General features: G+C 60.1%; 11 protein-coding genes. 4 read left to right on the top strand and 7 right to left on the bottom strand.

Annotated features, from left to right (window positions below; genetic code table 11):
- Nucleotides 1-4 precede the first annotated feature (4 nt).
- From AC6CHO_RS05725 to helR, 3 genes are read right to left on the bottom strand one after another with little or no spacing between them, the layout of a single operon-like run.
- Nucleotides 5-622 (bottom strand): response regulator, encoded by a 618-nt coding sequence (locus tag AC6CHO_RS05725; RefSeq protein WP_498214089.1) that lies wholly within the window; start codon nt 620-622, stop codon nt 5-7.
- A complete protein-coding gene (locus AC6CHO_RS05720) occupies nt 619-1,866 on the bottom strand; it encodes a sensor histidine kinase (protein ID WP_498214088.1) in 1,248 nt (415 codons plus the stop codon). Before AC6CHO_RS05720 ends, AC6CHO_RS05725 begins: the two co-directional genes overlap by 4 nt.
- 30 nt (nt 1,867-1,896) lie before the next feature.
- Entirely contained in the window at nt 1,897-4,056 is a 2,160-nt protein-coding gene (gene helR / locus AC6CHO_RS05715) for an RNA polymerase recycling motor ATPase HelR (RefSeq protein ID WP_498214087.1), read from the bottom strand.
- Nucleotides 4,057-4,492: 436 nt separating this feature from the next.
- Here helR and ileS point away from each other — a divergent pair, with 436 nt between their 5' ends.
- From ileS to ndk, 4 genes are read left to right on the top strand one after another with little or no spacing between them, the layout of a single operon-like run.
- Complete coding sequence (ileS, locus tag AC6CHO_RS05710; RefSeq protein WP_498214086.1) at nt 4,493-7,753, top strand: isoleucine--tRNA ligase; 3,261 nt, start codon at nt 4,493-4,495, stop codon at nt 7,751-7,753.
- A gap of 56 nt (nt 7,754-7,809) precedes the next feature.
- Nucleotides 7,810-9,105: a bifunctional folylpolyglutamate synthase/dihydrofolate synthase gene (locus tag AC6CHO_RS05705; RefSeq protein ID WP_444664862.1), complete on the top strand. Its 1,296-nt coding sequence runs from the start codon at nt 7,810-7,812 to the stop codon at nt 9,103-9,105.
- Nucleotides 9,105-9,539: a DUF4233 domain-containing protein gene (locus AC6CHO_RS05700; protein WP_444663614.1), complete on the top strand. Its 435-nt coding sequence runs from the start codon at nt 9,105-9,107 to the stop codon at nt 9,537-9,539. Before AC6CHO_RS05705 ends, AC6CHO_RS05700 begins: the two co-directional genes overlap by 1 nt.
- 39 nt (nt 9,540-9,578) lie before the next feature.
- On the top strand, nt 9,579-9,995 hold the full coding sequence (gene ndk / locus AC6CHO_RS05695) for a nucleoside-diphosphate kinase (protein WP_060701776.1): 417 nt from the start codon (nt 9,579-9,581) through the stop codon (nt 9,993-9,995).
- A gap of 63 nt (nt 9,996-10,058) precedes the next feature.
- Here the strand turns inward: ndk and AC6CHO_RS05690 are convergent, their stop codons facing one another.
- From AC6CHO_RS05690 to AC6CHO_RS05675, 4 genes are all read right to left on the bottom strand, one after another.
- Nucleotides 10,059-10,265 carry a hypothetical protein gene (locus AC6CHO_RS05690; protein ID WP_444663616.1) on the bottom strand — a complete coding sequence of 69 codons (207 nt, stop codon included), beginning with the start codon at nt 10,263-10,265 and terminating at the stop codon, nt 10,059-10,061.
- Nucleotides 10,266-10,613: 348 nt separating this feature from the next.
- Nucleotides 10,614-11,900, bottom strand: a complete 1,287-nt coding sequence (locus AC6CHO_RS05685; RefSeq protein ID WP_498214085.1) for an AI-2E family transporter — start codon at nt 11,898-11,900, stop codon at nt 10,614-10,616.
- A 204-nt stretch (nt 11,901-12,104) separates the two neighbouring features.
- On the bottom strand, nt 12,105-12,689 hold the full coding sequence (locus AC6CHO_RS05680) for a GNAT family N-acetyltransferase (RefSeq protein WP_060701773.1): 585 nt from the start codon (nt 12,687-12,689) through the stop codon (nt 12,105-12,107).
- A 162-nt stretch (nt 12,690-12,851) separates the two neighbouring features.
- Nucleotides 12,852-13,475, bottom strand: coding sequence for a vitamin K epoxide reductase family protein (locus AC6CHO_RS05675; protein ID WP_498214084.1), 624 nt, complete (start codon nt 13,473-13,475; stop codon nt 12,852-12,854).
- Nucleotides 13,476-13,485: the final 10 nt, after the last annotated feature.

Below are 13,485 nucleotides of genomic sequence, written 5' to 3'. Positions count from 1 at the left end.
GACGCTACAGCAAACCGGCCTCGCGGGCTTTATTAATTGCGTCGGTTCGCGTCCTCGCCTGAAGCTTGTCGAAAATGTGCACCAAGTGCGTTTTGACCGTCGCTTCAGAGACAAACAAGGACTTGGCGATTTGCTTGTTGCCGGCCCCGGTTGCCAGCTGCACAAGAACATCGCGTTCTCGTGCGGTCAGCTCCGCTTTGGGCCGACGCATGCCTTCAACCACACGGCGGGTCATTTCCGGGGCCAGAACCATGAGACCCGCGGCAGCTTGGCGCAAGGACTCGACGATGGTTTGGGCGCTGACGTCCTTGAGCAGGTAACCGCAGGCGCCGGCCTCAATGCACGCCAGAATCTCCGCATCCTTGTCAAAAGTAGTCAAGATCAGTACCTGTGGCGCGCGGGGCAGCCGTCTGATACTTGCCGTTGTCTGGGCTCCATTCATCCCTGAACCCAGTCTCAGGTCGCAGAGCACAACGTCAATTTGCTGTTCTTTGGCGAATTCAATGGCTTCTTCGCCGGTGGAAACTTCGCCCACGACCTCGATATCGCCGTAATTTTCGAAAAGCGCTCTCAACCCGGTTCGAACTATCGGGTGATCGTCCACCAACAGGATGCGGATCATGGGTTGTCCTTTCGTGCCCGTAGAGGCAGATGGGCGCACAAGGCGGTGCCGTCTCCAGCAGCGCTTTCCACTTCAAGTCCGCCGCCAAGTTCAATGAGGCGTCGGTTCATGGCCGTGAGGCCAAAGCCTCCCACCTGTGTGTTTGGCAATAGCCGACCGGCCGGGGGAGTGAAGCCAATACCGTCATCCACGATATCCAGTCGTATCTCGTCATCGCTGAAACTCAAGCTCACGACGACCTTTGTGGCTTGCGCATGCCGGCGAACGTTGGACAGCGCCGACTGGGCCGTCCTCAACAGGGCAATTTGAACACTGGGGTCCAATAGCGGCAATCCAGGCTCAATATCCAGAGCGGATTCAACACCGGAGTCGCTGCTGAAGGTCTCAAGGACGCGAGAGAGGGCTCCGGCGAGCGCCTGCGAATCAAGTTCAGCAGGTGCCAGGGCGGCAATGATTCTGCGCAGGTCGTTGAGTGCCTGCGCGGAGAGCTGGTCGATTCGTTGCAGCGCCTCTTGCGCCGCACCGGCGTTGCTGGCGCCCGTGGCGGCCTTGGCATGCAAGCCGATGGACGATAGCTGCTGGGCGATAGTGTCGTGGATTTCCCGGGCTAAGCGTGTGCGCTCGGCCGCGATTCCTGCTTCACGCTGGGAACGGGCCAAATCCTCTTGGAGCGCGGTCATTTCCTGTTGGGCTCTCATTAAAGAATTGACCAAAGAGGTGCGGTCTTGGGCGTCCCGTTCCATCTGCAGGTAGCCTCGCGAAATGCCCCAGGCAAAAAGGCCGCCGACTAATGGACCTGCTGCGGACGCAAGGCTGAGTTGTGCGTGGTGCAGGTAGGGTGCGAGCAAGGTAAAGGCATAAACCACGACGGACCACAGCACTGAAGGCAGGAATGGCAGCTGGTGCCCAATTAGCAGCCAAAGGCTGAAGGCTAGCCACATGAATTCAGCCGAAATCAAGAGGCTTGCTATCCAGATTCCCAGCAGGAGCGCCAACCACCACGTGGGTTTGGGGAAGATCCTGTTCTTGGCATGCGGGATGAATCCTGCGCTGTACCAGGCGGCGAAGAGCAGCGAGATGAGAATTGCCGGCAGCGCATTGTCTTGCGCCGAAACTTGTCGCAGCAGCGCGATGACAAGCAAGATGGCTGTCACCAGATGCTGTCCCCAGCGCAGCACCCTTGGCGAGGCCAAGGAGTGCTGCTGATTCTGGATCTGAACCCATCGTGGCTCCGTAGTACTCATGGATGCCAGCCTACCTAAAGGGTGCGTGGCCTACTGCTCGGTGAGCACCACCAGTTGAGCTGTTGCCCGGGTCATGGCCACGTACCTGCGGACAGCGCCGCCCAAGCCTGTTCCGAAGGACTGTGGCTGGCAGACGAGTACCAGGTCGAATTCCAGCCCCTTGGCGTTCTCCGGCGATAGTACGCTGACCCTGCTGGGAGCACGGAAGTTAGGGGCGCCGATGACGGCTGCCGTGCCCTGGGTATTCTCGGCCAGCCAATGATCCAGAATTGTTCCGAGTTCTGTGGGCCGGGCGTACTTTACTGGCGCACCGTCTAGGCGCAATGATTGCGGCACGTTCGCTTCTGGCATGTGGGCCAGGATCTGCTCTGCGGCAGCCTCCATGATCTGCGCGGTGCCACGGTAGTTGACGTGTAGCGGGGATACGGTGATGTCGCGAATGCCGACCTGGGCCAGCCGCTGTTCCCATGTCATCCTGAAGCCGTCGACGGCCTGGGCCCTGTCGCCCACAATGGTCAGGCTTCCTGAGGGGCAGCGCCTTTGGACCATCGCCCACTGGGCATCGGTCAAATCTTGCGCTTCATCGATGATCACATGTGAAAAAGGTCCACTGTAGCCGCCTGAGGCCACATGACTCTTCAGGCCTTGGGCAAGCAGTTGCTCCTGAAGGTCTTGGTGCATGAGCTGGGACGACAGGTCTTCCTTGTCGTCAGCCGAAGCCATCAGGTCATCAATCACGTTTTTCCACCGCTTGCGCTCGGCAGCTATGCGCGACTGCTCATCGAGATGTTTCGATTCGCTGTGCGGGTCGCCAATGAGGAAGCGGGCCAAATCAATCAGGGGGATATCTGATGCGGTCCATGACCCGGCTACAGAATTTGCCAGCAGCTTTGCAATTTCTTCACTGCCAAGTTCTCGGCCGCTATAGCGGAGCAGCGCTGGCGTCGAATACAGGGCCTTGAGCAGATTTAGCGGATCCAACACGGGCCAGTGCTCATCTAGCAACCCGTTCAGCGCTGTACTTCGCGCCAACTCTGCGCGCAGCAGCGGCTCATCGTCATCGGCACTGGCAACTTGGGGAAGCAGCTGGTCTATGAGGGCTTCGCGTAATTGGATGCGTGCTTCATTGTGCGGGGTATCGTGATCAATCATGGCAGAGGCATTGCGCCACAGCTGTGATGTCACGGTGGCTTGAGCTTCTGCAAGGTCGATGAGCACGTCGGCGGAAGGCGGTTCTTCAAAGACCAGCACTGCCCGCTTGATTGTGTCCAGCATTGCCAAGCTGGATTTTATGCGATGGACTTCTTGATCCGGTTCCACAAGCACGCCGTCGCCATTCGAAACTATATTCGAAAGCGTTGAAATGAGAACTTCGTCCTCACCGAGATTCGGAAGAATGTCAGAGACATAGGCGGAATAGGCTTCGTGCGGGCTTACCACCAAAATTCTGCCACCTTGGCTGCGAAGCCGCGGATCCGCGTACAGCAAATAAGCTGCGCGATGCAGGGCAACCACCGTCTTGCCGGTACCAGGGCCTCCATCCACGACCAAGGCGCCCTGCGAGCCGCTTCGGATGATTGCATCTTGATCCGACTGGATGGTGGAAAGCACGTCCTGCATTTTTGGTGAACGCTTGCTGCCAAGGGACGCAAGAAATGATGAGTGGTCATCCAAGCGGGCATGGGAAGCCAGCTGGGAAGAATCGAACACTTCATCCCAATAATCGGAAATGCGTTGCCGGCGCCAACGGTAGCGACGGCGTATCGCCAGGCCGTAATTCCTTTCGTGCGTCGCAGCAAAAAACGGTTCTGCTGCCGGGGCGCGCCAATCAATCATCAGCTGCTTGCCGTGTTCATCGCTCAACCCCAGGCGGCCCACGTAGAGGCGCTCGCCGGTCTCAGCCAGTTCCATGAATCCCAAGCAGGCGTAGGGGCCCATGCGGTCTAGCTGGCGCAGCCGCTGAGCCAATTCACCGAGTTCGACATCGCGTTCAAGGGATTGCTGCAGAATGCCGGCCTGGTCTTTTCCTCGTGCGGCGATGCGCTCGATCAATTCGGAACGGAGCTGCTCAATCCGAGCGGCGATTTCGGAGAGCCGTTGCTGGTCTTGTTCGGTATTAGCAGGGCCTTCTGATGATGGACTTGGCTGGGCGGCATCGAAGTAGCTGGTATTTGAGGTTTTGGCAGGCACGCGGGCTCCCTGAAGTGGCTGGCTTTCGTGGCGAAGATATCGATTATGGACCATCTGCGGGGCCTTGCGGCAAGGCCCCCTCGACGCGCTATTCTGAAAATGCAGGGATTGTTGTTTTGGGTTTTTCAGGCTGGGTGCTGTGAGCCTGAACTCACTTGCGATCCCTGGGATTCTGGTGAATGTCCACCACGGGCATCACGCGGTACGATATAAGGACTGCGACTTTGACCCGGCTATCACCGGCGAGTCTTCGGAAGAACAGTGTTCCGCATTGATTGGAACCACCTAGTAGAACCGAACGGGACCAGCCCGTCACAGCTGATGATAAGTGGTTCTCCACCATCTAGTGGGGGATAAGCGGGGTGGTACCGCGGCATTCGTGCCGTCCTCGTAGGCAAGGAATTATCGACCCTACGCTTGAAGGACGGCCCATTCGATGAGCTTCTACCCGAAGGTCACTACTGACCCAACCGGTTCGACCCCGGCTTCACCGCGCTTCCCTGAACTAGAGAAGCGCGTCCTCGAATACTGGAAGAACGACGACACTTTCCAGGCCTCCATCGACCAGCGCGAGGGCGAAGAATTCGTCTTCTACGATGGCCCTCCATTTGCCAACGGGCTGCCGCACTACGGCCACCTGCTCACCGGCTACGTCAAGGACCTGGTCGCCCGCTACCAGACCCAGCGCGGCAAGCGCGTCGAGCGCCGCTTCGGCTGGGACACCCACGGCCTGCCCGCCGAGCTGGAAGCCATGAAGCAGCTGGGCATGACCGACAAGAAGCAGATCGAAGCCATGGGCATCGACAAGTTCAATGATGCCTGCCGCACCTCGGTGATGAAGTACGCCGACGAGTGGAAGCAATACGTGAACCGCCAGGCTCGCTGGGTCGACTTCGAAAACGACTACAAGACCCTGAATGTCGAGTTCATGGAATCGGTCATCTGGGCCTTCAAGCAGCTCTCGGACAAGGGCCTGACCTACCAGGGCTTCCGCGTGCTCCCATACTGCTGGAAGGACGAGACCCCGCTGTCCAACCATGAGCTGCGCATGGACGACGACGTCTACAAGAACCGCCAAGACCAGACCGTCACCGTGGGCTTCACCATCCTTGCCGGCGAAACCGAGGCTTCCAAGGCCCTGGCCGGCGTACAGGCCCTGGCCTGGACCACCACCCCGTGGACGCTGCCGACCAACGCTGCGCTGGCCGTGCACCCATCCATCGAGTACGTGGTGGTTCCTGCCGGTGAAGCTGGTGTGAAGGCTTCGGCAGCCGCTGGCCCCTTCCTGCTGGCCAAGGACCTGCTCGGCTCCTACGCCAAGGATCTGGGCTACAAGGATGCCAAGGAAGCTGCCGCGGCGATCACCGCCAGCTACACCGGTGCCCAGCTGGCTGGCGTGCGCTACCAGCCGCTGTGGGATACCTACACTGACACCGAGAAGTACGGCACGCAGAACGCCTGGCAGATCCTCACCGCCGACTACGTCACCGTGGCCGACGGCACCGGCATCGTCCACCAGGCTCCGGCCTACGGCGAGGACGACCAGAAGGTCTGCGAAGAGCACGGCATCCCGGTGATCCTCTCGGTGGATGAGGGCGCCAAGTTCCTGCCGGTCTTCGCCTCCGGCCCGCTGGCCGAGATTGTCGGCGTGCAGGTCTTCGATGCCAACAAGACCATCACCACTGTGCTCAAGGACGAGGCCAAGCTGGTCAAGCAGGCCTCCTACGAGCACTCCTACCCGCACTGCTGGCGCTGCCGCACCCCGCTGATCTACCGCGCGATCTCCTCGTGGTACGTCGAGGTCTCCAAGTTCAAGGACCGCATGGTCGAGTTGAACGAGCAGATCAACTGGATCCCGGGCAACGTGAAGCACGGCCAGTTCGGCAAGTGGCTGGAAAACGCCCGCGACTGGTCCATCTCGCGCAACCGCTACTGGGGCTCGCCGATCCCGGTCTGGGAATGCACCGGCGCCGAGTGTACCCATCGCGAAGTCTTCGGCTCGCTTGAAGAGATCAAGAACTTCTTCGGACGCCTGCCGGTCAACCATGAGGGACAGCCGGATCTGCACCGCCCGTTCATCGACGAGCTGACCCGCGCCCATGAGGGCTGCGCCGAAGGCGGCACCCTGGTGCGCGTGGAAGACGTGCTCGATGTCTGGTTCGACTCCGGCTCGATGCCCTACGCCCAGGTGCACTACCCATTCGACAACCAGGACTGGTTCGATGGGGGACACCACCCGGCAGACTTCATCGTGGAGTACATCGGCCAGACCCGCGGCTGGTTCTACACCATGCACGTGCTCTCCACCGCGCTCTTCGACCGCCCGGCCTACACCAACGTGATCTCCCACGGCATCGTGCTCGGCTCGGATGGCCAGAAGATGTCCAAGTCGCTGCGCAACTACCCGGACGTCACCGAGGTCCTGGACCGCGACGGCTCCGACGCCATGCGCTGGTTCCTGATGGCCAGCCCGATCCTGCGCGGCGGCAACCTGGTGGTCACCGAGCAGGGCATCCGCGACGGCGTGCGCCAGGTGCTGCTGCCGCTGTGGAACGTCTGGCACTTCTTCAACCTCTACACCAACTCCGCGAACAACGGGGCCGGCTACGAGGCCAAGCGCTCCACCAGCTCCACCGATCCGCTGGATAAGTACATGCTGGCCGCCACCGGCCAGCTGGTGCGCGAGGTCACCGTTGCACTGGATTCCTACGAGGTTTCCGACGCGACCGAATCAGTGCGCCAGTACATGGACACGCTGACCAACTGGTACGTGCGCCGTTCCCGCCAGCGCTTCTTCGACGAAGACACCCAGGCCTTCGACACCCTGTACACCGCGCTGGAAACCCTGGTGAAGGTCACCGCTTCGCTGCTGCCGCTGGCCAGCGAGGAGATCTTCCGCGGGCTCACCGGCCAGCGCTCGGTGCACCTGACCGACTGGCCAGATGCCAGCGAGTTCCCGGCCGATGCTTCCTTGCTGGAAACCATGGAAACCACCCGCAAGATCTGCTCGGTCGGCTCCTCGCTGCGCAAGGCCAAGAACCTGCGCGTGCGCCTGCCACTGGCAGAACTGAAGATCGTCCTGAACGATGCGGCCCGGCTGGAAGGCACCTACGCCTCGATCATCATGGACGAGCTGAACCTGAAGGCCGTGACCCTGATCGACGCCGAAGGCGTGGACGCCGCCAGCTACGGCATCAGCCAGCAACTGGTGGTCAATGCCCGCGCTGCAGGCCCCCGATTGGGCAAGAACGTGCAGCAGGCCATCAAGGGCGCCAAGTCCGGGGACTGGTCGGTAGCCAATGGCGTGGTCACCGCCGGCGGCCTGGAATTGGCCGAGGGCGAATACACCCTGGATACCGTGGTGGACGCGGCCGGCGAGATCGCCGCGGCGGTCATCGACGGCGGCTTCCTGGTGCTGGACACCGAGGTGACCGAGGCACTGGCCGCCGAAGGCACCGCGCGCGACATGATCCGCGCCATCCAGTCGGCCCGCAAGGATGCCGACCTGCAGGTTTCCGATCGCATCCGCACCGTGATCACCGCCAACGCCGCGACCATCGCGGCGCTGGAAGCCAACCGCGAGCTGGTGGCCGGTGAAACGCTGACCGCTCAGCTGGAACTGGTGGCCGATGATGCCGCCGCGGACGAGCAGATCACCGTATCCAAGCTGGATTCCGACAAAGTTGAGGTCAACTAGTGAGCGAACTGGACCGCGTCTACGGGCAGCTGCTGGCCCGCGCGCCGGAAAACAAGATGGAACCGCGCATGGATCCGATGTTCCGCGCGATGGAGATCCTCGGCGAGCCGAACAACGCCTGCCCGGTCATCCACATCACCGGCACCAACGGAAAGACCTCGACCGCCCGGATGATCGAGTCGCTGCTCATCGCCCATGACCTGCGCACCGGCCGCTATTCCTCGCCGCACCTGGTCTCGGTCACCGAGCGCATCGCCATCGATGGCGAGCCAGTGGACGATGAAACGTTCGTGCGCGTTTGGGACGAAATCAGCCCGTTCTTGGAGATTGTTGACGCCGAGCTCGTGGAGCGCGGCGAAAACAAGCTGACCTACTTCGAAGCCGTCACCATTTTGGCCTTCGCGATTTTCGCCGAAGTCCCGGTCGATGTTGTGGTGCTGGAAGTCGGCCTGGGCGGCATCACCGATGCCACCAACGTGGCGGATGCAGATGTCTCGGTGTTCACTCCGATCTCCCTGGACCACACGGACCTGCTGGGCGATACCACTGAGCTGATTGCCGAGGAAAAGGTGGGCATCCTCAAGCCCGGCGGATACCTGGTTTCCTCGGTGCAGCCCACGGATGCAGCCGATGTCTTGCTGGCCCGCGCCCGCGAGCTGGAAGTGCCGGCCGCGTTCGACACCCTGGACTTCAAGCTCTTGGAGCGGAAGTCCGGCGTTGGCGGACAGCTGCTTTCGATCCAGGGCCAGGCCGCACGCTATGAAGAGATTTTCCTGCCGCTCTTCGGTGCCCACCAGGCGCAGAACGCCACCGTCGCCCTGGCTGCGGTGGAGGCCTTCCTGGGCGGCGGGCAGCGCGAGCTGAACATTGAATTGGTGCGCCAGGGCTTCGCTGCGGCTTCCAGCCCGGGCCGGCTGGAACTGGTGCGCAGCGCACCGAGCATTCTGGTTGACGCCGGGCACAACCCGGAAGGCATTCGCGTCTCCGCGGAAGCCATCAAGGAGTCCTTCGGCTTTACCCGGCTGGTTCTGATGGTTGGCATCTTGGCGGAGAAGGACGCAGAAGCAATGCTCTACACCATGCGCGAGGAGTACGGCGATATGGTCGAAGATCTGTGCATTACCCAGTCCTCGTCGCCACGAGCTATCCCCGCCGGCGAATTGGCCAATCTGGCCATGAACGCCGGATGGCCTGAAGAAGATATCCACGTGACCGAGGACCTGGAAGACGCGGTGGAGTGGTCGGTGGGCCGCGCCGAAGCTGGCGAGGACCTCGGTGGCGGCGTGCTGGTGACCGGTTCGATTACACTGGTGGGCGAGATTTCCCTGTTGCTCAAGAAAGGCGACTCCTAATGGCCAAACTCACCCGTGCCCAGCGCGAGTGGCGTCCGGGCATGAAAAAGAAGCTGCGGTCGACCAAGATGATGTTCGCGTCAACCGTCCTGGTCTGCGAGGCGCTCCTTGCAGTATTCGTCACGCTTGCTGCCTTTGGACTGAAGCGCGGGGGAGAGCCGGTGGTCGTTCTCACCCTCGGCGCTGTGGTTGCACTGTTGTGCATCCTGAACTGCGCCTTGCTCGGCAAGAAAATCGGCTACATCATCGGCTGGATTCTGCAGGTGGTCTTCTTCCTCACGGGATTCATTCTCGTGGACATGTTCTACCTGGCCGCCGCCTTTGCGCTGTGCTGGTGGTACGCCTTGTACAAGGGCGAAGAAATCGACGTGGAAAATAAGCGCCGTGCCGCAGCCCAGGAAGCCTGGGATAAAGCCCATCCCGAACAAGCCTGAAAACCTAGAAATACATCAACGATACGAAGAGGTAGTCAAATGACTGAACGTACCCTGATCCTGGTCAAGCCAGATGGCGTCAAGCGCGCCCTGACCGGCCAGATTCTTGCCCGCATTGAAGCCAAGGGCTACACCATTGCCAAGCTGCAGCAGCTGGAAGCAACACGTGAGCTCCTGGCCGAGCACTACGCCGAGCACGAGGGCAAGCCATTCTACGAGCCGCTGGTCGAGTTCATGCTCTCCGGCCCGGTCGTCGCCATCGTCGCAGAGGGCCAGGGCGTTATCCCGGGCTTCCGCTCGCTGGCTGGCACGACCGACCCAACCACCGCAGCTCCAGGCACCATCCGTGGCGACTTCGGCCGCGACTGGGGCCTGAAGGTGCAGCAGAACCTGGTGCATGGTTCAGACTCCGCTGAGTCCGCAGAGCGCGAGATTGCGATCTGGTTCGGCAAGTAAGCCAGAGGCCGAAGAGCCCCGACAGTTTAAAACTGTCGGGGCTCTTTTGCGTTAATGCCGGTTTCAGTACCAGTCATCCAGGCTTTCGGCAACTGGCCCAGGAGCCTGGGTCGCGCGGTGCACAAACGGGTAGGAAGTTTGAGGATCATGAACCGAATTTCGTCCGAGGTCTTCGACCGAGCCGATCTTGACGACCTGATGATGCCCTGCCGTTGCATCGACCAGGTGCGACAAATCATCATCCATGTTCTCGTTGCTGAAACTCAACATTCTCAGTCCTTCCAGGCTTGTTGCGTATCGACCGCTATTTTGCGGGGCTATAGGTCCGGGGTGAGTGATCGTCCCGGCGGAAGATCAGGTGCTGCCGGTCAACCGTCCTCACTTCAGTCACATTAAACACACTGGGCACTTCAGTGACAACGCCATCCAGCTGATTTCGAGCTGTGACAGCGAATGAACCGAAAGCCGATCAGCCGCACTTCACGCTGGATCAGCCCGTTTCGAAATCATGCTAGCAATCGCATTTGGCGTTTTAAAGAATTTGCTCCACAGAAACAAGCAGAGTGTCTGCTGTGAATCTGTGGAGCACCATATTCTTCAAGCTATCGAGGGCCGCGGCTAGCCTTTGCCTTCCCCGGAAGCGCTGTCCTTGCCGGCCTCGAGCTTTTCGAGGGCTATCTCGTCTTGGTCGGATTCAACTTCCGACTTGATCTCGGCGCTGGCGTCAGGGACCGGATCATTTCTTTCCCGACCCGTCCAGACCTTGATCACTGCCCACGATGCGGCAACCAGCGGAACCGAAAGCACGGCCCCCACGATGCCGGCGAGGACAGTTCCTGCGGTCAAGGCCATCAAGACCACCAATGCGTGCAGGTTCAGGGCGCTGGCCATGACAACCGGCTGCAGGAAGTTTCCTTCAAGCTGGTTCACCAGGATCACTGAGGCCAAGACAATCAAGGCAACGATGGGGCCGTTGGTTACCAGGGCAATCAAGGTCGCAAGAACACCGGCGACCGTGGCGCCAACCATGGGCACGAACGAACCGAGGAACACGATAATGCCCAACGGAATCGCCAGAGGCACGCGGACGATCAGCAAGGTCGCCGTGATGCCAATGGCGTCTACGGCAGCAACGGTAGCGGTGCCGCGAATGTACCCGCCAAAGGTGCGCAGTGCCCGGTCTCCTGAGAGGATCCACTTGTGGCGGTAGTGCTCAGGAGTCCATGAAACGGCAAAGGCCCAAATCTTGTCGCCGTCCTTCAAGAAGAAGAACAAGATGACCAGCAGCAGTACCAGGCCTGTGAGGAAGCTGCCGGCTGCGCTAAGGGTATTCAGCGCGCCAGTTCCGAACTGCGAGCTGGTCAAGAAGCCGGTGACCGTGTCAACAACGCTATCGATCTGCGCTTGGTCAATCGCGATCGGCAAATTGCCCATCAGGTCCTGGACCATGTCGTTGAGCTGATTGAAACCCTGGACGGCTTTGTCAACGAGTTTTGGCCACTCGTTAATAACGGAGAAGACCAATCCGGTGCCGATTCCACCGAGAATCAGCAATGAACCGAGGAACACGATCCAGGCCGAGAGCATCGGCGAGAAAACCTTGCGCAGTTTCACTACCAGTGGCCACAGCGCGCAGGAGATGATCACGGCAAGCAGGGTGGGGATGACGATCATCGTCAAACGCAGCATTCCGATGACGAGGAAGGCGCCCAATGCGCCGACAACGAGCAGCTGGGCGCTGCGGATCCCCAGCCGGCCGAGAAGATCAGTCCACAGCCCGCTGACCGTGAAGTCGGGTTTTGCATCCGTGCCGGCCAGCGTGGAGCCCGTCGCCGAAGCTGGAATGGCTTCCTGTGCGTGCTGTTTCTTCGGCGCCTGGGATTTACCCTTGCGGAAAAGGGCCATGGTTACTCCTTGTCGCTAGTAATAATTAGTTCTAAGAATAGGCTAGCTAGTTCGGACGCTGTGCGGGCAACACCGAAAGGATGATTTAATCCAGCGCAAGGCTGAATATTGGCTTCCAATGCCGAGGTTCCCCAGCCGTGCCAAAAAGAAATGGCCGCCCGCGATCGCGGACGGCCAGCACGCCCGAACGGCGTGAGCTAGGCGCTACTTTCTGAAATATTCCTCGGCGAGCAGTCCCATGATGATCTTGTCGTGGAACGATCCGTCATGGAAGCCGGCCTGCCGAATGCGCCCTTCCTCCCGGAAGCCGGAACGGATGAACGTGCGCAGCGCCCTTTCGTTGTAGGCCCAGACAGTCAATCCAATGCGGTTCAATCCCATTTCACGGAAGCCGTAGTCAATGATCATCTTGGCGGCCAGGGTTCCATAGCCCTGTCCGACATTTGATCCGCCAATCATGATCATGAGTTCTGCGGACCGGGCAGGTGCGTTGTAGTCATATAGCGCGGTGTGCCCGATCAACGTGTCGTCGGGCAGGGTGATCGATAGGCCAACACCGTCCGTGGTGCCACGATTCAGGCTTCGGGACTTGAAGAGGGCGGCCGCTTCGTTGACAGGATGGGGGAGCACCAGGCTTCCCTGCAGTGCCATGAATTCCGGGCTGTTCCACCATTGCGTGAGGAAAGGCAGATCATCTTCCTGGAGTTCGCGCAGGCGCAGTTGTTCCGAGATCAGAAGATCGATCCCGTAGTTTTGGGCATTTTCTGTGTTCCATTTGTCACTTGCCATGTTCCCAATCTAGCGGTCTTAGCTGGGCAAGGACGGCAAAATCGCGACGCGCGCGGCCAAATCATCGGAAATCAGACGCGCTGGCACAGCTATCCGCTGGGTGCAGGCAAAAGAAAAGCCGGTTCGTTCCCAAGGCAACGAACCGGCAATCGACAGCGGGGCTTAGCCGAAAATTGCGTTCGGGAAGCGAAGCACCACTGTAGCTGCAACCAAGAGCCACAAGATGGCAGTGACAATCCAGCTCCACTCGGTGAAGAACTTTTTCACCGCTGCGCCAGCGGGGATCACGCCCGTGACCACATTGCGAGCCGTAGTGAAGACAAAGAGCGGTATGGTCATGGCCCACACGACCATGCAGTACGGGCACAGCGCGTTGATCTCGTAGAGGGCTTGCGACCAGAACCAGATGACCAGGCCCATGGCGGCGGTAACACCAATCTGGAAGCAGATCCAGAACCAGCGCTGCAGCTTGTTCGCGCCGGCAAGCAGCACCACGCCGATGGTGATGACGATCGCGAAGCAGACGATGCCGAAGAACGGGTTGGGGAATCCGAAGATTCCAGCCTGCTCCGACCTCATCACGGTGCCGCAAGAGATCCACGGATTGATATCGCAGCTGGTGACGTAGTCAGGGTTCTTGTAGAGCTCGATGCGTTCCAAAACGAGAGTTCCGGCTGCGAGCCACGAAATGAAACCTGTGGCGATGAGAACCAGCCCGAAACCGCGATCCTTTGCCCACCATGGCAACACGCCCGGGTTGGGGCTCTTTTCTAGTGATGAAACCATGTTTCGACTA

Source organism: Glutamicibacter sp. GQ173 (genome assembly GCF_059759215.1).
Note: the sequence above shows the minus strand (reverse complement) of the source record. Positions and strands in the feature narration are given on the sequence as shown.

Excerpts from the sequence above, each read along its gene's own strand:
- AC6CHO_RS05725 (WP_498214089.1), bottom strand. The coding sequence starts at position 622 with ATGATCCGCATCCTGTTGGTGGACGATCACCCGATAGTTCGAACCGGG.
- AC6CHO_RS05720 (WP_498214088.1), bottom strand. The coding sequence starts at position 1,866 with ATGAGTACTACGGAGCCACGATGGGTTCAGATCCAGAATCAGCAGCAC.
- ileS (WP_498214086.1), top strand. The coding sequence starts at position 4,493 with ATGAGCTTCTACCCGAAGGTCACTACTGACCCAACCGGTTCGACCCCG.
- AC6CHO_RS05705 (WP_444664862.1), top strand. The coding sequence starts at position 7,810 with ATGGAACCGCGCATGGATCCGATGTTCCGCGCGATGGAGATCCTCGGC.
- AC6CHO_RS05700 (WP_444663614.1), top strand. The coding sequence starts at position 9,105 with ATGGCCAAACTCACCCGTGCCCAGCGCGAGTGGCGTCCGGGCATGAAA.
- ndk (WP_060701776.1), top strand. The coding sequence starts at position 9,579 with ATGACTGAACGTACCCTGATCCTGGTCAAGCCAGATGGCGTCAAGCGC.
- AC6CHO_RS05690 (WP_444663616.1), bottom strand. The coding sequence starts at position 10,265 with ATGTTGAGTTTCAGCAACGAGAACATGGATGATGATTTGTCGCACCTG.
- AC6CHO_RS05685 (WP_498214085.1), bottom strand. The coding sequence starts at position 11,900 with ATGGCCCTTTTCCGCAAGGGTAAATCCCAGGCGCCGAAGAAACAGCAC.
- AC6CHO_RS05680 (WP_060701773.1), bottom strand. The coding sequence starts at position 12,689 with ATGGCAAGTGACAAATGGAACACAGAAAATGCCCAAAACTACGGGATC.
- AC6CHO_RS05675 (WP_498214084.1), bottom strand. The coding sequence starts at position 13,475 with ATGGTTTCATCACTAGAAAAGAGCCCCAACCCGGGCGTGTTGCCATGG.